The sequence below is a fragment of the Parabacteroides caecihominis genome, from assembly GCF_023656785.1.
Lineage (GTDB): Bacteria > Bacteroidota > Bacteroidia > Bacteroidales > Tannerellaceae > Parabacteroides > Parabacteroides segnis.
Genome location: NZ_JAMOKS010000015.1, coordinates 13,831 through 35,699, shown reverse-complemented (window position 1 = coordinate 35,699; position 21,869 = coordinate 13,831). Strand labels below are relative to the sequence as shown.

At 41.9% G+C, this 21,869-nt stretch carries 16 protein-coding genes; all 16 read left to right on the top strand.

The window, feature by feature from the left end; translation table 11 throughout:
* Positions 1–13: 13 nt before the first annotated feature.
* The 16 genes from NBH14_RS14000 to NBH14_RS13925 all read left to right on the top strand — a co-directional run bounded on the left by NBH14_RS14000 (position 14) and on the right by NBH14_RS13925 (position 21,862).
* Positions 14–1,063 (top strand): mannonate dehydratase, encoded by a 1,050-nt coding sequence (locus NBH14_RS14000; RefSeq protein ID WP_222622089.1) that lies wholly within the window; start codon positions 14–16, stop codon positions 1,061–1,063.
* Positions 1,064–1,343: 280 nt separating this feature from the next.
* Entirely contained in the window at positions 1,344–1,895 is a 552-nt protein-coding gene (locus tag NBH14_RS13995; RefSeq protein WP_186958929.1) for an RNA polymerase sigma-70 factor, read from the top strand.
* 77 nt (positions 1,896–1,972) lie between these two features.
* On the top strand, positions 1,973–2,956 hold the full coding sequence (locus tag NBH14_RS13990; protein ID WP_186958928.1) for a FecR family protein: 984 nt from the start codon (positions 1,973–1,975) through the stop codon (positions 2,954–2,956).
* A gap of 211 nt (positions 2,957–3,167) precedes the next feature.
* Positions 3,168–6,581 carry a TonB-dependent receptor gene (locus NBH14_RS13985; protein ID WP_186958927.1) on the top strand — a complete coding sequence of 1,138 codons (3,414 nt, stop codon included), beginning with the start codon at positions 3,168–3,170 and terminating at the stop codon, positions 6,579–6,581.
* Positions 6,582–6,591: 10 nt separating this feature from the next.
* A complete protein-coding gene (locus NBH14_RS13980) occupies positions 6,592–8,298 on the top strand; it encodes a RagB/SusD family nutrient uptake outer membrane protein (RefSeq protein ID WP_186958926.1) in 1,707 nt (568 codons plus the stop codon).
* Positions 8,299–8,303: 5 nt separating this feature from the next.
* Positions 8,304–9,755 (top strand): sulfatase family protein, encoded by a 1,452-nt coding sequence (locus tag NBH14_RS13975; RefSeq protein ID WP_186958925.1) that lies wholly within the window; start codon positions 8,304–8,306, stop codon positions 9,753–9,755.
* Between the two features lie 207 nt (positions 9,756–9,962).
* Positions 9,963–12,479, top strand: a complete 2,517-nt coding sequence (locus NBH14_RS13970; protein ID WP_186958924.1) for an FtsK/SpoIIIE family DNA translocase — start codon at positions 9,963–9,965, stop codon at positions 12,477–12,479.
* A gap of 24 nt (positions 12,480–12,503) precedes the next feature.
* On the top strand, positions 12,504–13,178 hold the full coding sequence (gene lolA1, locus NBH14_RS13965; protein ID WP_186958923.1) for an outer membrane lipoprotein periplasmic chaperone LolA1: 675 nt from the start codon (positions 12,504–12,506) through the stop codon (positions 13,176–13,178).
* A gap of 54 nt (positions 13,179–13,232) precedes the next feature.
* Positions 13,233–14,186: a thioredoxin-disulfide reductase gene (gene trxB / locus NBH14_RS13960; protein WP_007657412.1), complete on the top strand. Its 954-nt coding sequence runs from the start codon at positions 13,233–13,235 to the stop codon at positions 14,184–14,186.
* Positions 14,187–14,228: 42 nt separating this feature from the next.
* Positions 14,229–15,707: a glycoside hydrolase family 10-like protein gene (locus tag NBH14_RS13955; protein ID WP_186958922.1), complete on the top strand. Its 1,479-nt coding sequence runs from the start codon at positions 14,229–14,231 to the stop codon at positions 15,705–15,707.
* Positions 15,708–15,754: 47 nt separating this feature from the next.
* Complete coding sequence (locus NBH14_RS13950) at positions 15,755–16,192, top strand: hypothetical protein (RefSeq protein ID WP_186958921.1); 438 nt, start codon at positions 15,755–15,757, stop codon at positions 16,190–16,192.
* A gap of 302 nt (positions 16,193–16,494) precedes the next feature.
* On the top strand, positions 16,495–18,705 hold the full coding sequence (locus tag NBH14_RS13945) for a TonB-dependent receptor (RefSeq protein ID WP_186958920.1): 2,211 nt from the start codon (positions 16,495–16,497) through the stop codon (positions 18,703–18,705).
* Positions 18,706–18,742: 37 nt separating this feature from the next.
* Positions 18,743–19,075, top strand: a complete 333-nt coding sequence (locus tag NBH14_RS13940) for a cation transporter (RefSeq protein WP_007657419.1) — start codon at positions 18,743–18,745, stop codon at positions 19,073–19,075.
* Positions 19,076–19,262: 187 nt separating this feature from the next.
* Positions 19,263–19,790 carry an RNA polymerase sigma factor gene (locus NBH14_RS13935; protein ID WP_007657421.1) on the top strand — a complete coding sequence of 176 codons (528 nt, stop codon included), beginning with the start codon at positions 19,263–19,265 and terminating at the stop codon, positions 19,788–19,790.
* Between the two features lie 9 nt (positions 19,791–19,799).
* Positions 19,800–21,056 (top strand): porin family protein, encoded by a 1,257-nt coding sequence (locus NBH14_RS13930; RefSeq protein WP_186958919.1) that lies wholly within the window; start codon positions 19,800–19,802, stop codon positions 21,054–21,056.
* Positions 21,057–21,097: 41 nt separating this feature from the next.
* Positions 21,098–21,862, top strand: a complete 765-nt coding sequence (locus NBH14_RS13925; protein ID WP_186958918.1) for a BFO_2992 family lipoprotein — start codon at positions 21,098–21,100, stop codon at positions 21,860–21,862.
* Positions 21,863–21,869 lie beyond the last annotated feature (7 nt).

The window sequence follows — 21,869 nt, the reverse complement described above, 5'->3', positions numbered from 1 at the left end:
ATATCAATTGAAGATGATACATTTAGGATTTGGATTGTATAGACATATGTTGAATCCTGCTTATTATTCATTTGCACGTCAGTGTGGAGCTACTCATATAATTGTTCATCTGGTCGATTATTTCGGAAATTGTAATTCCGGCACAAACCAACCTGTGGGAGATTCCTCAGGTTGGGGAGATGTTCAGTCAGATCGGAGTATATGGAGTGTAGAGTCATTACAGAAGCTGAAAGAAGAAATAGAGGAAGAAGGCCTAATCTTTTATGGAATAGAAAATTTTAATCCCTATGATTGGTATGATGTTTTATTGGACGGACCTTTGAAAAATACGCAGATGGATTTTTTGAAACAGATCGTTCGGAATATGGGAAAGGTTGGCATTCCGGTGATGGGCTATAATTTTTCTTTGGCGGGAGTTACGGGTAGAATAGAGGGACCATTTGCCCGCGGAGGTGCGATTTCCGTTGGAATGCAGGATATTGATAATAGTCCGCTTCCGGATGGTGTTGTATGGAATATGAGATATGCTGAGAATAAAGAAAATAAACAGCAGCCAGTTTGTACATCGGAAGAGTTATGGAATAGAGTAGGTTGGTTTTTGAATCAGCTTCTTCCGGTTGCGGAAGAGGCAGGTGTAAGGTTGGCTGCTCATCCGGATGATCCTCCTGTCCCTTTTTTACGGAATACTCCAAGACTGGTAATTCAACCTTCACTCTATGGGCGTTTAAGAGATATAAATCCAAGTCCGAATAATTGTTTTGAATATTGTCTAGGAACTTTAACCGAGATGACAGAAGGGAATATTTATGAATATACTGAGATGTATGCTCGTGATAATCGACTGGCATATATTCATTTAAGAAATGTAAAAGGAAAAGTGCCTATGTATCGGGAAACTTTTATTGATGAAGGTGATTTGGATGTGAAACGTATTATAAAAATATTGAATGAGATTAATTATGAGGGTGTTATTATTCCGGACCATACACCTTTAATGGCTTGTGATGCTCCCTGGCATGCAGGAATGGCTTATGCGATGGGATATTTAAAGGCTTTAATATGAAGTAGAAGAACTCTATGTGTTAGTTTGCTTATATATAGATATAAAGTAAACACTGTTGTTAATTTAGGTATTACAAAAATCGGACTGGTTTTCAATGCAATAAAACTGGTCCGATTTTATTTTTGTATCAGTGTGTCATTTTGTAGAAATCTACTAGCCAGTGGCTGACGGATAAGACGAATAATTTATTTTCTAAAAAGCTATAGAGGGTTGTGTATGTAATGTTTTTATCATAATTTTGTTATGATAAGGAGTTTGTTACGAGATATCGGATGGATTGATGGATTTTGAGAATTTTTACATAACATGGTATTCGCGTGTCAAATATTTTGCACGCGACTATGTCCTTTCTGATGAGGAGGCTGAAAATATCGCACAGGATGTTTTTTTGGAGTTCTATCAAAAGAGGGAGGAGCTGGGTTTCCATATAAACCTGGTTGCCTATTTATTTACCTCTGTGAAAAATAAATGTATCGATTATTTACGGCGGAGGTTGATGGAACAGGAAGCTGCTGTTAAAATGCAGGAGGAGTTCGATCTGTCTTTCCGTATGAAATTTGATTCATTGGAGGCTTTCAATCTGGAAGGCCTTTCTGAAGACAATATAAAAGACATCATAGAGAAAGTACTTGATACGTTACCCGAACGGTGCCGGGAGATTTTTGTAATGAGTAAAATAGAAGGGAAAAAACAGAAAGAAATAGCAGAAGAATTGAATGTGTCTGTGAAAACCATTGAAAGCCAAATGACTATAGCCTATAAGAAGTTGAGGGAGGAATTGAAAAACCACTTACCGCTACTCCTGTTCCTTTTATCTTCCTGGGAAAATTGAGATAAACAGAAAAAAGTTTGATTTTATTTAGGGGGATTATTTTTCCTGTTCGTTTACTATATAAAGAATCGTACACGATGGATGAAAAAATAATAAAATATTGTCAGGGAAATTTATCAAAAGAAGAACAGGATCAGCTTCTGAAAGAAGCCTACAAAGACCCTGTGCTGAAATCCCGGATAATAGATTATCAACATTTACATAGCTTGCTCGAATTGACTCCCGAACGGATGGACAAGGAACAGGGTCGGATAAATTATGCTTGTTTCAGAAAGCTGGTTAATGCTCAAAAGCGGAAAGTAATGCTGATATCTTTCAGCCGGTATGCTGCGATCATTGTAATTGCTTTTGTTTCTGCATGGATGCTGGCCTCTTACTATTTTTCGGGGAATCTGGCAGAACAGAAAGAATTGATCGCTTTTCAGCAGGAACTGCTTGTCCCTGCCGGGCAGCGTGCGGAACTGACGTTACCTGACGGAACGAAAGTATGGCTGAATGCCGGTTCGAAATTATCTTATCCTTCTTTTTTTGAAAAGGAACGGAAGGTTTTTTTATCGGGGGAAGGATTTTTCAATGTGGCTAAAAACGAAAAAGTACCTTTTATTGTTTCTACCGGAACGATCGATGTAAAGGCTTTGGGTACTCAGTTCAATGTGTTCTGTTACCCGGGGAGTGACTATACCGGTGTTTATCTTCAGCAAGGATCTGTGAAAGCTTATTTCCCCTCTTCAGAGTCGGAAGGAATTATACTCTCTCCAGAGCAATATTTGGTTCAGAAAGGAAAGAGATTGGAACTTTCCACCATGGACCCGGATGAATTGTTGTGGCGCCAAGGTATTTATACATTTAAAAGGCAAAAGTTAGGAAGCATCATAAAGAAACTCGAATTATATTATGATGTAAAAATAATTGTGAAAGACCCGGAAATATTAAATTATGAATATGTCGGAAAGTTCCGTCAAAGGGATGGCGTGCTGGAAATACTCCGGTTGATCCAGCGGATACATAAATTTAATATTAAAAAAGATGATGAGTTGAATCAGATCGTTCTGAGCAAGTAAAAAGAAGTATTAACCTTTAAATGTAATATGTATGAGCCCATGACAAATTAAAAAAATCGGCAGGTATTGGCGTACCTACCGATTTAGCGAAAAGCAAACCCATTTGTGATCAAAAAAAATAGTATTTACTTAACAAAACAAAGATATGAAAATAAATCCTTTGTTAACGCATTTCTTGTGTCCAAAAAACTTCAAAAAGGCATATAGAATTATGAAAATATCCTTATTTATTATGTTTGTTTGTGTGTATCAGCTGTTCGCAGCTAAAGCTGAAGCGCAAAATACCATTATTGAATTAAAATCGAATAAACTCTCTATCGAAGAGTTGTTTAAAGAGATTGAGAAACAAACGGATTATCTGGTAGTGTATAGTACGAGCGGAGTCCGTTCAAATTTTGATTTGTCACTGACAAAGAAGAAAGCTAAAGTATCGGAATACTTGGATGAAGCTCTGGAAGGACATGGTTTGAAATATGAGTTTGTAAATAATTATATCATATTGTCAAAAGCAGAAGCTACCCATGTTAAACAAAATACGAAAAAAGTGGAAGGTGTCGTGCTTGACCAGAGTGGAGAGCCTATTATTGGTGCCAACGTGGTAGAAAAAGGAACGATGAACGGGATCATCACGGATATGGACGGAAAATTTATTCTTGATGTTGCGACGGATGCTACTTTGGTGGTTTCTTATATCGGTTATACGACGATGGAAGTACCCGTAAGCAACAAACAAAATCTGTCGATTACATTGAAAGAGGATACAGAGACGCTGGAAGAAGTGGTTGTTGTGGGTTATGGAACACAAAAGAAAGTGAATTTGACAGGAGCCGTATCGCAGGTAACTTCCAAAGTTTTGGAGAATCGCCCGATAACGAATTTGGGACAAGGGCTTCAGGGAGTTGTTCCAAACCTGAATATCTCTTTTGACGGAGGCGATCCTAATGCGGAGGTAAAAATGAATATTCGCGGTCTCGCTTCTATCAGTGGGGAAGGAAGTTCACCTTTGGTAATGGTTGACGGTGTTCAGATGAATATGAATATGGTCAATCCGGAAGATGTGGAAAGTGTATCGGTTTTGAAAGACGCTTCTTCTTCGGCAATCTATGGTGCACGCGGGGCTTTCGGAGTAATTCTGATCACGACCAAGAAAGGGAAAACAGATCGTAAACCCGTGATTGAATATTCCGGGAGTATCCAACTGAATACGCATACTTATTTGCCTGATATGCTGAGTGCTCCGGATTATATGGATGCAATGAATGAGTCTTCATTCAATAATACCGGTAAGGACAAATATTCGGCGGAACAGGTGCAATGGGTGAAAGATTATTATAATGATCCGGTGAATAATCCGGTTTATCATATGATGGAAAATGGTAAAATTTTCTGGAACTCCAATAATAATAATTATAAACAAATGCTTCAGAAGTGGGCGCCCACTCATAAACATACAGTTAATATCAGCGGTGGCAGCAAAGCCATTCGTTTTTATGCTTCAGCCGGCTACATGAATCAGGAAGGTATGTTTAAAGATGCGACGGATGTATTTAAAAGATATAATTTCCTGAGTAATATATCTGCTGATTTGACATCGAATTTTCGTGTAGGCTTTAAAGCTGCTTATACGCATACGGTGTATGATGCTCCCCATGCCTATTCGACAAAAGGAACAAATTGGTGGGAACAAATGACACGTGGTGAACCGCAGATACTGTTCCCGATCACAACTCCTGATGATTCACCGGTTGGAGGTGGGATTCCGACAGAACATTTTTATAATTTTCTGACCAGCGGTTCCAGAAATGTAACAAATAATGATTTGACTCTCTTGATGGGAAATGCGGAATGGGATGTTATAAAAGGTCTGAAGATTAAAGGTGATTTTAGTTACAGGGGCACAAATGACAGGCAAAAAGATGTACAAAAGGAATTTGATTATATCCGTGATTCCTGGACTACCCAGAATAGTGCGACTTTTCCGTCCTCTATTGTTGCCCAAAACTCACGAAGCAATTATTTTGCAGCAAATATATATGGTGAGTATTTGACTTCGATCAATGAAAAACATAATATTACAGTGTTGGCCGGCTTCAATCAGGAGTGGGAAAGTTTTCGGAAAGATTACACGAAACAGGAAGAATTAGTTTCAAGTGATATTCCTTCGATCAGTTTGGGAACCGGAAAAGTGACAACAAAAGATGAAGAATATAGTTGGGCGATTCGCGGGATGTTTATGCGTTTGAAATATGACTATATGAATAAATATTTGTTTGAAATGAATGGCCGGTATGACGGAACGTCCAAATTTCCTCATAACTCCCGTTATGGTTTCTTCCCTTCATTCTCTGTAGGATGGCGTATTTCTTCGGAATCTTTTATGGAATCGACACAATCCTGGTTGAACGATTTAAAGGTAAGGGCTAACTATGGTAGTCTGGGTAATCAGAATGTAAATGGTTATTATCCCTATATTTCCACCTTCGGAGTGACTCAGCAGACTCCTTTTATCATTAACGGTTCTTTGCCTATTTCTGTGGCGGCTCCGGGGTTAGTATCTTCAGACCTGACATGGGAAACTGTGAAATCGTTGAACCTTGGAATCGATGTGACGGTTCTGGACCGTTTAAGTGCAAGCTTTGATTGGTTTAACAGGAAAACAATCAATATGCTGACAGAAGGAGATAAACTCCCCTCTGTTTTGGGAACGGATGTGCCAAGACGCAACAATGCCGATATGAAAACGACCGGTTGGGAATTGTCGATCAACTGGAGAGATCAGCTGGCAAATGGTTTTTCTTATGATTTAGGTCTTATTTTGTCTGATTACCAAAGTGAAATCACCAAATTTGATAATAATCCGAGTAAATTGTATGATGATTATTATGTAGGTAAAAAGATCGGTGAGATTTGGGGATATGAAACTGTTGGTATTTTCCAGTCGAAAGAAGAAGTTGTTGCATCAGCTAATCAGAGTAAATTGGGTAATGGTGATAAATGGGGACCTGGCGATACACATTATGCTGACTTAAATGGAGATAAAGTGATTGATTGGGGGGATAAGACGGTTGACAATCCGGGTGATACCAAGGTGATTGGTAATACAACTCCGCGTTATCAGTTTGGTATTACAGCCAATCTGGCCTGGAAAGGTTTTGACTGTAATATATTTATTCAGGGTGTAGGTAAACGTGATTTCTTTCCGATCGGTAATTACTTCTGGGGACATATCAATAATGCCAATGCTGTCGGTACGTATGAAGTGTATAAAAATGCCTGGAGAGAAGATAATCCCGGAGCTTTTTATCCGATGTGGAAAGCATCATCTATGGGATATAATGTAAGAACACAGACACGTTATTTGCAGAGTGGGGCTTATGCACGTTTGAAGAACTTCACGATTGGATATACGATCCCTACAGATATAACCAGAAAGGTTCGGCTGAATAAAGTCCGCATTTATTTTTCCGGCCAGAACTTATTCGAGATCACTAATATGAGAGGAAATTTCGATCCGGAACTTATCGGAAATGTAGATGATAAGAATTCAAGTTCGAATGTAGGGAAAGTCGGTGAGTTTTATCCGCTTCAGCGTTCAATTTTATTCGGTTTACAATTATCATTATAATTAAAACATTATGAAATCAATTAAAATATTACTTGCAGGTAGCATCATGTTGGCAACGATGGTTGCTTGTAATGATGATTTTATGGATCGTTATCCGACAACTGATATCAGTGACCAGAATTTCTGGAATTCCACCCGGGATATGGAATTGTATTGTAATGGGTTGTATACATATATTAAAGGTCATGGCACAGGTCATGAAAAAAGTCCGATGCTGTCCGGGGATAATCAAAGTGATAACATGGCCCCTCAGGATTATGACAAAGTCGCTGCCGGAGAACATATTGTGCCGGAAAGTTCTAACGATAATGAATGGAATTGGACATTCATCCGGAAGTGTAATTATTTTCTGGCTCGTTATGAACGGGCGGAGATTAATCAGGAAGAAAAAGACGCATATGCTGCTGAAGTCTATTTCTTTAAGGCCTGGGATTATTTTGAAAAAGTGAAACGGTATGGAGATGTACCCTGGTTAACAAAAGATTTGACAGCAGAGTCGGAAGAGCTGTTCGCTTCCAGGAATCCACGGGTTGAGGTGGTGGATTCGGTATTGGCTTGCATTGATTGGGCAATAGATAAGTTGCCGGCTAAACAAAAAGCTGTAGCAGGACGCATCAACAGGGATATTGCACTGATTTTAAAGACGAGGATCTGTCTGCATGAAGGAACTTTCAGAAAGTATCATCAGATTGATAACTCTGAAAAGTTTCTGAAAGAAGCTGTTGAAACTAGCCAGATTTTGATGAAAGAGGGAAATTACCGGCTCTACGATACCGGTAATCCCGAATCTGATTATCGTACGCTTTTTTGTTCTCTTGATTTGAAGGATAACCCGGAAATGATTTATTATAAAGTCTATGAAGAAGGATTATTGGGTAACAGAACAAGTAACCTTTTAGAAGGAGGGGAGTCTACGCTTGGATTTAGCGTAACAAAATCTTTAATTGATGCTTATCTCTGTGAATGCGGTAAACCTATATCTCTTTGCAAAGAACATTTTCTAGGGCATGATAGCATTCAGGCTGAAATGTTGCATCGTGATCCCCGCTTGTGTCAGACTATCTGTTATCCGGGTGAAGATTTACAAAGAGATACGAAGAAGCCGGCTATTCCGGGGTCTAATATTTCTACCTCTAACATTCCAACAGGTTACCAGATTATCAAATACTGGGTAGATGATCCGGCGGAGTATTTACGTTACCAGAACGGTATTTTGGATGCTCCGGTATTTCGTTATGCGGAAGCTCTGCTGGTTTATGCGGAGGCAAAAGCGGAGTTGGGTGAATGTACGCAGGCTGATCTGGATTTGTCTGTCAACCTGTTGCGTAAACGTGCAGGTATGCCGGATATGAAGATCGACCAGCTGGTGAAGGATCCGATGTCTGATTTTCCGTCTTTACCGGTTCTGATCGATGAGATCAGAAGAGAAAGGCGCGTGGAATTTGCTTTAGAAAATATGCGTTATGACGACCTGATGAGATGGAAAGCCGGCAAGTTGCTGGAGAAAACGGTCAGAGGAATGAAATTTGTCCAGTCCCAGTATCCGTCTGTCGTTATAGGTAAGCATATAGATGTGGATAGTGAAGGTTTTATTTTGCCTTATTGGAATATTTTACCGAACGGCAGGACTTTCAATGAAGCAAAACATTATTATTTCCCGCTTCCGACTGAAGAACTCGTCATTAATAAGAACTTAAAACAAAATCCGGGTTGGTAATTAGTATGAGAAAAGTATTTTATTCTATTGCGGCTCTGAGTTCATTAAGTTGTTCGCTGTGGGCAAAAGGGAAAGAAGCAAAAAACATTTTGTTTCTATTGGTAGATGATATGCAGAAAACCTGTATTCATGCCTATGGTAATAATCAGGTTGTTTCGCCTAATATCGATGGAATTATCGATCAGGGTGTTTCTTTTATGCATACCTATACGAATGGTTCTTTAGGAGGAGCATTGTCAATGCCTAGCCGTGCCATGATAATGACTGGCCGGGGTGTTTATCAGGTGAGCGGGGATGGTGCCGTGATCCCTGAACAACATGTGACATTACCGGAATTATTACGGAATAACGGCTATGAAACATTTGCCACGGGGAAATGGCATGCGGATAAGAAATCGTTTAACCGTTCGTTTGTTATGGGGGATAATATCTTTTTCGGAGGAATGCATTCCTACGAAACGAATGGCCATGTTTCGCCCCGTCTGAATCACTATGATCCCGAAGGTAAATATGACCAGCCGTTTACCGGAGAAAAGTTTTCTTCTGAGATGTTTGCCGATGCGGCAGTCGGGTATCTGAACAAGAGGAGTAAAAAGGATAAACCTTTCTTTGCTTTTGTCGCTTTTACTTCTCCCCATGATCCGCGTATGCAGCATCCGGATTACGGACATGATTATAAGGCGGATGATATAGAGTTGCCTGTAAATTATTTGCCGCAACATCCGTTTGATAACGGAGAGTTAAAGATTCGTGATGAGGTTTTATTGCCTTTTCCGCGGACGGAGGAAATGGTAAAGAAAGATCTGGCTGATTATTACGGAATGGTCAGTGAAGTCGATTACCAGATCGGACGTATTCTTAATACCCTGAAAGAAAAAGGGGAACTGGATAACACGATCATCGTATTTGCGTCCGATAACGGACTGGCTGTCGGTCGGCATGGCTTGCTGGGGAAACAAAATCTGTATGAACATAGTGTCTGTGTTCCGATGGCGATGGTGATACCCGGGACAGAAAAAGGAATCCGGAAAGATGTGGATTGCTATTTGTATGATATCTATCCTACATTATGTGATCTGTTAAAGATCGCACCGGCAGAGTCTGTGACCGGGAAATCTTTAGTTCCTGTTCTGAATGGCTCAGGGAAACATAGAGACCAGTTGTTTCTGGCGTATAGTAGTTTCCAGCGTGCATTGGTAAAAGATGGGTGGAAATATATTATTTACAATGTAGACGGTACCGTTACGGAACAGCTTTTCAATTTGCAGGCGGATCCCGATGAAATGGTGAATCTGGCATACGATGCAAAATATGAATTCAAAAAGCAGGCTTACAAACGGGTCTTGAAAGAAGAAATGAAAAAGAATAATGACTTCTGTAATCTGGATCAACATTTCTGGATAGGAAAACCCGGCAAAATGCCGTGGAGTGAAGCCTCTAAATTGTATGTCTATTGATCATTGATCTCTTTTTTATTCTTTTATAGAATGAAGCCGTATGTTTTCTTTGGACAATATTTATGTTGTCAAATTAGAAAACGTACGGTTTTTATTTTTCTGATCTCTGTGTGGCAATCTGAAGATAATCCCGTATATTTGCAAGTTATAAATATGTAAGAACATGTTCGGAAAAGTTAGTCCGGACCTTATATCACGAGGATTTATATGGCAAAGAAAGCAACTACAACAAAACAAAATAATAATAATGAACCGGGGAAGTTCGCAATGATGAAAATGTTTTTCACTAATGAACGTACCCGTTTCATTACAGGGTTGGTGATAGCTATTATTACCATTTATATAGGATTGGCTCTTATTTCTTTCTTCTTTACGGGAGGGGCCGATCAGAGTAAGATAGAAAACGTTCCGTTGGCAGACTTGCTGACCAACAGAGGTTCTGTAGAGAACTGGACGGGAGTGCGGGGAGCTGTCCTGGCAGACCTGCTGATGAACCGGTGGTTTGGGATATCTTCTTTTATGATTCTGTTTTTCCTGGGGTCGGTAGGAGCTAAATTAATGAACCTGCGCCGGGTATCGCTGTTGAAACGGTTTTTGTTTTGTGCAGCCATGCTGATTTGGGGATCTATGTTTTTTGCCTTTGTCTTTATCAGCGGATATGAAGATACTTTCATTTATCTGGGAGGACAGCACGGATATTACCTGTCGGAGATGATGATCACGAATGTCGGTATTCCCGGAACGATACTGTTGTTGGCGGGGGTGTTTCTGATCATCGCCATATTCTCCAGCAAACGGACGATACCGTTCTTGCAAAGTGTCCTTTCTTTCGGATGGTTGAAGAACCGTTTGAAGAGGGAGAAAAAAGAAGTATCGGAAGAAGAGGATATCAATGAAGATGATGAGGAAGAGGTAGCAGATCAGGTAGTGACAGACCAGCCGGACGAACGCCCGGAAACAGAAGAATTTGTTTTCGATACTGAAAAAGAGATAGAAACAGCCCGCAAGGAAGAGAGCCGGAAGAAGACAGAGGTTTATTCAACGATCTCCCATGATGATGCTTTTGAAGTGACAGTGCCGCAGGAAGAAGAAGTGTATGATGCTCCGAATGCGGAAAATCAACCTGATGATCCGGAAGATCTTCCCGGAGATCCTCGTTTTACGGTGGAAGTCCCGGCAGGAGACGATGAAGTGTATGATGCTTCTTCGTTGGGTGAATACGATCCGAAACTAGACTTGTCCAACTTCCGTAATCCACCGATCGAATTGCTGAAAAAATATGATGTAAGCGACCATCAGGTCGATATGGAAGAACAGATGGCTAACCAGAAACGTATCAAGCAGACGCTGGAAAGTTTCGGTATCAGCATTGCTTCTATCAAAGCAACCGTCGGTCCGACTATTACCTTATATGAAGTGATTCCCGATACCGGGGTCCGTATTTCAAAAATTAAGAATCTGGAAGACGATATTGCCCTGAACCTGTCGGCTTTGGGTATCCGTATCATAGCCCCGATGCCGGGTAAAGGTACGATCGGTATCGAGGTGCCGAATAAGGATCCGCAGATCGTATCCATGCAGTCGGTTGTTGCTTCACGTAAATTCCAGGAATCGAAATATGACCTGCCGGTTGTGCTGGGTAAGACGATTACGAACGAAATCTTTATGTTCGACCTTTGCAAGATGCCTCACTTGCTGGTGGCCGGTGCTACCGGGCAAGGTAAGTCCGTCGGGTTGAATGCCGTGATTACTTCTTTATTGTATAGGAAGCATCCGTCGGAACTGAAGTTTGTCATGGTCGACCCGAAGATGGTAGAGTTTGGTATCTATTCCGATCTGGAACGTCATTATCTGGCGAAATTGCCGGATGCGGACAAAGCGGTAATTACGGACTGTACAAAGGTTATTATGACGCTGAATTCCGTTTGTAAGGAAATGGATGACCGTTATGAATTGCTTATGAAAGCGCATGTGCGTAATATCAAGGAATATAATGCCAAATTTATTTCCCGCCATCTGAATCCGGAGAAGGGACATAAATTTATGCCGTTTATCGTGGTGATCATCGACGAGTTCGGTGATTTGATCATGCAGGCCGGTAAGGAGATTGAAACACCGATCGCCCGTATTGCCCAGAAAGCACGTGCCGTCGGTATCCATATGATCATTGCAACGCAGCGTCCGTCTACTAATATCATTACCGGTATTATCAAGGCAAACTTCCCGGCCCGTATGGCATTCCGCGTGATGCAGATGGTCGATTCGCGTACGATTCTGGATGCACCGGGTGCCAATCAGTTGATCGGTCGTGGTGACTTGCTGTTCTCACAGGGTGGCGATACAAATCGTGTGCAATGTGCGTTTGTCGATACTCCGGAAGTGGAACAAATCGTCAATTTTATCTCCGGTCAGGCCGGTTATCCGACTGCTTTCCTGTTGCCTGAATATGTAGGTGAAGGGGGTGAAGATAAGGCTCCGGGATCAGTGGATCTGTCAGACCGTGATCCGTTGTTTGATGAAGCTGCCCGTCTGATTGTGATTCAGCAGCAAGGTTCAACATCTCTGATCCAGCGTAAGTTTGCCATCGGTTATAACCGTGCCGGTCGTTTGATGGACCAGTTGGAGGCAGCCGGAATCGTCGGACCGTTTGAGGGTAGTAAGGCCCGTCAGGTCCTGATTCAGGATGAGTATAATCTGGAACAGTTACTGAATTCTCTGAAATAATATGTCCTTTAGTAAATGTAGTTTATGGAAAGAGAGAGAAAAATAAGAATATGGCGGGGAATCGCGTTTGTGGGATTTCTGTTGTGCCTTCTTTTTGGAACAAGAGTGATAAGCCAGGCTCAGAATCCGGTATCTATCCTCGATAAAGCGGCTTCTGCTTACGAAAACTCGAATGGTATTACAGCCTCTTTTGAACTGAATACCCGTTCGGATGTACAGAAAGTCTCGGAAAGTTTTGAAGGGACGATCAATATGAAGGGTGATAAATTTACGTTGGTCACTCCCGACATGATTACCTGGTTCGACGGGACTACCCAGTGGACTTATGTGGAACGGAATGATGAGGTGAATGTAAGCACGCCGAGCGGAGAGGAATTACAATTTACCAATCCGGCTTTGTTGTTACGTGTATATAAGAAAGGGTTTACTCCTAAGTATATCGGGGAAAGCACTGCGTCGAACGGAAAAACAGCTTATGATATCGAACTGACACCGAAGAAAAAAGGCGATATCATCAAAGTCGTGTTGCAAATCGAAAAGTTCTCCAATTTCCCTGCATCGATCAGGATCGAAACGAAGAACGGAGTCAGCAACACGATTCATATCAGCCAATTGAAGACAGGGATAAACCAACCGGATGACTTTTTTGTTTTTAAAGAAAGCGAATATCCGGATGCAGAGGTGATAGACCTCCGGTAAAATAGAAGCGATGAAATAACAGCCAATTATCAATATTCAATTAACATAAAAAGTATGAGCGATTCAATAAATGAAAAGGTTCGTTGCCTTATAATAGGTTCCGGTCCTGCAGGATATACAGCAGCAATCTATGCTTCCCGTGCAAACTTGTCTCCGGTGTTGTATGAAGGTATTCAGCCGGGCGGTCAGCTTACAACAACAACAGAAGTGGAAAATTTTCCGGGATATCCCGAAGGAATCACCGGTCCGGAACTGATGGAAGACCTGAAACAGCAGGCGCTTCGTTTCGGTGCAGATATTCGTTTTGGTATTGCAACGGAAACAGACCTTTCGGCTGCTCCATACAAAATTACGATTGACGGGGAAAAGGTTATTGAAGCGGAAACGGTAATTATTGCAACCGGGGCAACAGCTAAATACCTGGGTATTCCGGATGAGAATAAATATGCTGGAATGGGTGTATCTGCCTGTGCAACCTGTGATGGTTTCTTCTATCGCAAGAAAGTGGTGGCTGTTGTCGGTGGCGGTGATACGGCTTGTGAAGAGGCTATCTATCTGGCCGGATTGGCAAAACAGGTTTATCTGATTGTCCGTAAGCCTTTTCTGCGTGCTTCGAAGGTTATGCAGGAACGTGTATTTAACACGCCGAATATTATGGTTTTGTTTGAACATAATACAATTGGTCTGTTTGGTGAGAACGGGGTGGAAGGTGCCCATCTGGTAAAACGCATGGGCGAATCGGATGAAGAAAAGGTGGATATCGCTATTGACGGTTTCTTCCTGGCTATCGGACATAAGCCGAATTCCGATATTTTCAAACCGTGGATCGATACGGATGAAGTGGGATATATCAAAACCGTACCCGGTACGCCACGCACGAAAGTTCCGGGAGTTTTTGCTGCGGGCGATGTGGCTGATCCGCATTATCGCCAGGCGATTACAGCTGCCGGGACTGGTTGCCAGGCTGCTATAGAAGCGGAGCGCTACTTATCCGAAATTGGAAAATAACGAAAAAGTAGTACCTTTGCGCCACTCAATAAATAAGTGGAAATGAGAAAGTATTGCCTGTTATTTCTGGTCTTTTTCCTGCTTCAAGCGATTGGAGCGGTTGAATCTCCGAAGCACGAAATCCGTGCGGTTTGGCTGACTACCATCTATGGTCTCGATTGGCCGAAGAAACCGGCTACAACGGAAGCGGGAAGAAAAGCACAGCAACAGGAATTATGTTCTATGCTGGATAAGTTGGCTGATGCCAATTTCAATACAGTGTTTTTGCAGGTTCGTCTGAGGGGGGATGTTATTTATCGCTCGGCTATTGAACCAGCTTCCAAAACTTTCTCAGGAAAATACGGAACGATGCCCGGATATGATCCGCTGGCATTTGCAATAGAAGAATGTCACAAACGGGGGATGGAATGCCATGCCTGGTTTGTGACATTTCCTGTTGGTACGGATAAGGCTGTGAAGGAACAGGGGAAACTATCCGTTGTGAAGCGCAAACCCAAACTGTGCAAGCGTCATAATGGCGAATGGTATCTTGATCCGGGGGTGCCGGAGACTGCCGATTATATTTTGTCGCTGGTGAAAGAGCTGGTAAACGGATATGATATCGATGGTATCCAGTTCGATTATATCCGTTATCCGGAGCAGGCAAAGACGTTTCCGGATAAAGCAGTTCATCAGAAGTATGGCAAGTCTACCCGCTTGGCGGATTGGCGGCGTGAGAATATCAATAAAATGGTATACCGTATTTATGACTGGGTAAAGCTGGCAAAACCCTGGGTCCAGGTCAGCAGTTCGCCGTTGGGTAAATACAACCGTATCGAACGGGTTCCTAATGCCGGATGGACGGCGTACGAAAGTGTTTTCCAGGACCCTAAAATGTGGATGGAGAAAGGGAAGCAGGATATGATTGTCCCGATGATGTATTACCTGCATGATAACTTTTTCCCCTTTGTGGATAACTGGGTGGAAAATTGTAACGGACGTTTGGTTGTTCCAGGTTTGGGAGCTTACCGGATGGATAAGTCGGAGGCAGACTGGACGGTAAATGATATCACAGACCAGATAGATTACAGCCGTTATTATGGTGGTGCCGGTGCAACTTTTTTCCGTTGTGAGAATGTTCTGGATAATACAAAAGGACTGTATAATGAACTGAAAGATAATTATTATAAATATCCTGCTCAGTTATTTCCGCTGACCTGGCTGAATGACCGTGTTCCTGTTGCTCCGGGTGAAATTCGTGTGGACCGGGAAGGGGATGAATTGATATTATCCTGGCAGAAACCGTCGGAAGAAAAAGAGGATTTAACCTATACGGTTTATTATTCATTAACGGATTCGATCGATACGGCATCGGCCAAATGTATGCTGGCGACAGGGATAAGGGATACGGTTCTGTATTTGCCTGTCGGTCCGAATGAAGAAAGAGGATATAGTTTCAGTGTCTCGGCCTCTACCCGCTATCATATAGAGAGCCTGCCGTCTCCGGAAACGTATTATTACCTTTCCAGATTTACTAAATAATATTAACGATTAGGAGCGGATTTACGAAAGCACTATCTTTGTGCTGAATGAAAAAAGCTGTAACATATTTGTTTATCGTTTTTCTGGCGTCTCTTATTTTTTATGGAGGGGCCGGAGTGAACTTTATTACCTACTGTTGTGGCGATTGCCGTACGGAAGGTGTTGCAGTTTTATTGAATGATAATTGCTGTGAAGTGCATGGTCATGGCTGTTGTGATGAGGCGGCAGAAGTATCCGCATGTTCTTCCGGTTGTTGTGAAGATGACTGTTGTGACCTGGAACGCATCAGTTTTGACTGGAGCAGTTTTAATAACCCCATTGTAGAATTACAGCCGGTAGTGATCGACCTCTTGTCGTTTGGCTCTTCCTTTGCCTCACTCGTGCCGGTTCCTTCCATAAAAGAATTTATAGCACAGAATCAGGATGGACCACCCATTGTCTGTCCCCGTATTTATTTGAATTTATTGACTACACTTTTGATTTAGCAGGTCTTTATTAGAAATAATTGAGTTATCGGTTTATAGTGACTGGTTGTACCTGTCTCCCCTCTTGAGAGGGGGTAGGGGGTGTGTTAAAGCCAGTCAATAAAACAGGCTTTGTTACAGGTTCATTTGCCAAGTAGCTATGATTGTGGTGGTTATATAGGTGAGGATATGACACACCCCCTTCCCCCTCTCAAGAGGGGAGCGAGTTACAACCAGTCACTATAATTAGCTTAAATCTGATAATAATAGAAACTCCCAATTCTGGTTTTACCGGAATATCTACTGAATCAAAATATAAAGTAATGTTGAAACAACTCTATCTTATTATAATATTGACTTTCTGCGCAGTTTTTGCTCAGGCGGAGGAAGTAAAAGGGCATGTGTTTGATGATAACAACCAGCCGATCATCGGAGCGAATGTTTATTGGGAAGGGACCCAGCAAGGCACGACTACCGATGTAGACGGCGCATTTGAACTGAAAACAAGAAAAAGTACAAACAAACTGGTCGTAAGTTATATCGGTTATGAAACGTTTGTCATGCCGGTAACGAATACAGATGAGCCTCTGGTTATAAAACTGAAAGGCGAAGTAGCCTTGGAGGAAGTCGTGATCAGCGAGCGTAAAATAGGAACAATCGCTTCGCGGACCAGTGTGTTGCAGACTCAAAAGATCACCTATGATGAACTTTGCCGTGCAGCCTGCTGTAATCTGGCGGAAAGTTTTGAGACAAATCCTTCCGTGGATGTGTCTTATGCCGATGCTGCTACCGGAGCCCGCCAGATTAAGCTGTTGGGATTGGCCGGAACATATGTGCAGATGCTGACGGAAAACTATCCGAATTTCCGTGGAGCAGCTTCCTTATACGGCTTGGATTATGTTCCGGGTGCATGGATGGAAAGTATTCAGGTATCCAAAGGTACCTCTTCTGTAAAAAATGGATACGAGGCATTAGCCGGGCAGATCAATGTTGAATTTAAGAAACCGCCTACGGCTGATATTTTTTCTGTAAACCTGTTCGGTAGTGATGCCGGACGCTACGAAGGAAATGCGGATGCCTCCTGGCGTATCAATGAAAAGGTTTCGACCGGTTTATTAGTGCATTATTCGAATGATAAGAAACAGCATGATGGTAATGATGACGGTTTTCTGGATACACCTTTAAGAGAACAGGTCAACCTGATGAACCGCTGGTATCACAAACTGGATAACTATGTAGCCCAGTATGGAGTTCGTTATCTGCACGAAAGCCGTACGGGAGGGCAGGCTACCAAACATCATGATTTTACGGATCCGTATCGTGTGCAGTTAAATACGAACCGGGCGGAGTTATATACCAAACAGGCTTATATCATCGATAAGGAAAAGGTGGAGAGCGTAGCCTTGATCCTGTCCGGTTCTTATCATGAACAAAAGTCCATGTATGACCGTACTCCTTATAATGTATATCAGAACAATGTCTATGCGAGTCTGCTCTATGAAAAGGAATTTTCTCCGGCCCATAGCCTGAGTACCGGTTTGAGCATGAACTACGACGGTTTTAACGAGAACCTGTTGCAGAATGATGTGCGTAAAGTATTCGACCGTACGGAAGTTGTTCCGGGTGCCTATGTACAATATACTTACAACCTGAATGATAAACTTATACTATTAGGTGGCATCAGGGCAGATTACAGTTCTTTGTATGATTTCTTTGTTACGCCTCGCGTACATATTAAATATAATCCGTTCGACTGGTTTCATGTCCGTGCTTCTGCTGGTAAGGGGTTCCGTACGGCTAATATTCTTGCAGAAAACAATTTTCTGTTATCCAGTAGCCGTAAAATGAATATTGCGGATAATCTGGATCAGGAAGAAGCCTGGAACACTGGCGTTAATTTGTCATTCTACATTCCTCTGTTTGGAAAAGAACTGACGCTGACTGGAGAATGGTATTATACCGACTTCCTGAAACAGGTAGTTGTCGATATGGATAGCGATGCCCATGCCGTCAGTTTTTATAACCTGGACGGTAAATCCTATTCAAACAGTTTCCAGGTGGAAGCGACCTATCCTTTCTTCCGTGGGTTTACACTGACTGCCGCCTACCGTTATACGGATGCTAAAACCGATTACCGGAATGCAGAGGGTGTGACACAGCGTTTGAAGAAACCGCTGGTAAGCGATTACAAAGCATTGGCAACAGCATCTTATCAAACCCCGCTGAAGAAATGGCAGTTCGATTTGACCGGGCAGTTCAACGGAGGAGGCCGGATGCCGACACCGGATGCGACAAATCCGCTGTGGAAGCCAAACTTTAATGCCTATACAGTTGTGAATGCGCAAATTACAAAGTATTTTCGCAGATGGTCCGTCTATATCGGCGCGGAGAACTTGTTTGACTATAAGCAATCTCATCCGATCATAGATGCGGAAAATCCGCGGGGAGACAATTTTGACGGTTCGATGGTCTGGGGACCGGTTCACGGACGGAAGATATATGCCGGCCTGCGTTTCAACATCAGCCGTGATTAAATAACAGAAAATATTTACCAATTAATACAGATACATTATGAAACAGTTAGTAGTAGCATTGATTTGTGCCGTTTTTACTCTTTCTACGGTTTATGCACAGGATGCAAAAAAGAAAAAAGACACCGTTACTTTCTTCGTTGAAGGGATGGAATGTGCCAATTGCCAGAAAAAAGTAGAAAAGAATATCTCATTCGAAAAAGGAGTGACCGATATGAAATGTGACCTGACTACCCGTACGGTAGTTGTCACTTACAAACCGGATAAAACCTCGAAAACCAAACTGGCATCAGCCTTTAAAAAGATCGGTATGGAGGCTGTGCCTGTGGACGATGGAGCCGGATGTCCTGTCGATCCTGCGAAAAAAAAGTAAGCAGTCTATATCCGTTAACACGGAAATTCGTTAGAACATCTTATCTTTGCAAAGCATACCTGTAGGGGGCGGATCTATGTGTCCGCCTCTTTTATGAAAAAAAGTTCGTAAAACATGCAGCGTTTTGCACGAGAATAACATCATAATATTTGTACGGCCTCGTAAGAGGTGAGAAGGCACACACTGAATGGATGAGACACAACTGATAAATGGTTGTAGGAAGGGAGACAGGCTGGCTCAGAAAGAGCTTTACGAGAGGTATTCCCGCAAAATGATGGGAGTTTGTCTGCGTTATGTGAACGACAGGGAGACTGCTCGTGATTTGCTGCAGGATGGATTCGTCAAAGTTTTTACCAGTATGGACTCCTATTCGGGAATTGGCTCATTCGAGGGGTGGATGCGAAAGATCTTTGTAAATTGTGCATTGGAATATTTGCGTAAATCAGATGTGCTGCGCGAATCGACTGATCTGGATAATACGGCTGAACTGATCCAACCGGATGCATCGGCTATCTCCAATATGTCGGCGGCTGAACTGATGCAGCTGGTACAGGAGTTACCTGCCGGTTTCCGTACGGTATTCAACCTGTTCGCAATTGAAGGGTATTCGCATAAGGAGATCAGCGACATGTTGAATATAACGGAGAGTACGTCACGTTCACAGTTTACGCGCGCCAAACAGATGTTACAAAAGAGGATTAACGCATTGTATTAAGAGGAAAGAATGGAAAAGGAAAGAGATACATTTGATGATTTGTTCCGCTCGAAATTGCAGGATTTTGAGGTGGATACAATGCCGGGGGACTGGGAGGCCATAGCCGATCGTTTGCCGGTAAAAGCGCCGGTACCTTTCCGCCGGACATTACGCTACTGGGCTGCGGCAGCCGTAGTTTCGCTGTTGATGATAACAAGTGGCGTTTATTTATTCAAGTCAGAGAAGGAAGCGACTCCTTTGGCTGAAAAGATCGAACAGGAAACAAAGAAAATAGAGACGGAACTGGCAAAAGAGACAGAAGCGTCTGTTACTCAGGTACAGCCTGTCGAGGAAAGAATTACTGTGTCACCGGTTGCAGCAGTGCAACAGCCGGTGATGCAGGCAACATATAAGGCGACTGTAAAGGTTGCTGAAAATGAACCTGCCGTTATTTCTTCAGATGATGATATGGAGGAGAATGCAGAAGTTATAACACTACCGGATGATACTGCTGTTGTTGAAACAGAAGAAGTTGTGCAGGATTATCCGGAAGTGGGTTCTGCTGATGATACCCGTTCGTTGATAGCGGATGCGGCTCCTGTCGGAAAGAAAGAGAAAGAAGTATCTCCACGCAGATGGGGATTTGGCATGGGAGGCGGAAGTGTGACTGCCGGAACAAGTAATTCACTGAACACATATGCTTTGAAGAATACATCGCTTACGGATCAGGAGTTATTGTTTTTGAATTCTGCTAATTTTGAGAATTCAGCGCGAAAGACAAATGTAAAACATAAGACACCGGTTTCTTTGGGGATGTCAGTGAGTTATTCTTTAAATAACCGGTTTGCTTTAGTAACCGGTTTGAATTATTCCTTATTATCTTCTTCCTGGGAAACATCCGATGCATACCATAATAAAACGAGTCAGAAACTTCATTTTATAGGTATTCCGTTGTCTTTGACATATAGAATAGCTGAATGGAAACGTTTCCAGGTTTATGCGGCAGCGGGAGTCATGACAGAAGTGAATGTGGCGGGTAAATTGGTTACGAAAAAATACATGCATAATGAATTATACGAAAAGGAAGCTGATCATATTCGTATGAAAGAATGGTTTTGGTCTGTGAATGCCCGTGCCGGTGTAAGCTATCCATTGCTTCGTTTTGTAAGCCTTTATGCAGAAGTAGGGGCAGATTATTATTTCGATAATGGCAGTTCGATTGAAACTGTCCGTTCCGAAAAACCATTTAATGTAAATTTGCAGGCCGGTTTCCGGTTTGGCTTTTAATAAGAAACAAATACTAATAACATAAAAATTAAAAACAGAAAATGAAGAAGCTAAAATCTTTAGGGGTGGTTGCCGCAGCAACTATTTTGTTGACCTCTTGTTTGGATGGTAATAATGAGAGTAGTTTAAACGGTTTTGGAGTTATAGATTATTCGGATGATTTTAGAACTGTGGCTTATATAGATGATTATACTCCTGTATATTCTCCTGTGTTCAAAGATTATCAACCAGAAGATTGTATTTATTTTACTAGTACTTACAGTTCTGATGATCCAGCGAATAATGGTTCGAATAAATATGCAACGGTTTCTAATGCTGTGGTCACAAATAAATTAGAGAAAGGTGAATTTAATAATATCGTTGATACTGCAAATATAATGCCTAATGAGATAGCAGCTTTGGATGCAACTCTCATGTTCGGGACTCAATATTCATTTACTCTTAAAAACTTTATGTTTTTGGGTTCAAGTCATGAAAAATCAGCAACAGATCAGGATAATCGATATATTTTGCAATATAATCCAAGTCAAGAGCCTCAGACCGTAGATGGAAAACGTGTTTATGATTTCTTTTTGCGTGTTGTGAAGAATGCTGATGGTAAAGGTGTCGTAGGTAATAACGCTTTTTATTATGCGTTTAAAACAAATGGTCATTTTAAAACTTTACAGTCAAGAGAAACAGCAGCAGGAAATGAGACGTTGAATATCCGTATTAACTATATCAAAGAGTTTAATAAGGATACAACCGCTGCAACATGGGGTAAGTCTCAGATTTTCCAAACTCAGATACTGAAAGAAACTAATTAAAAAAGAT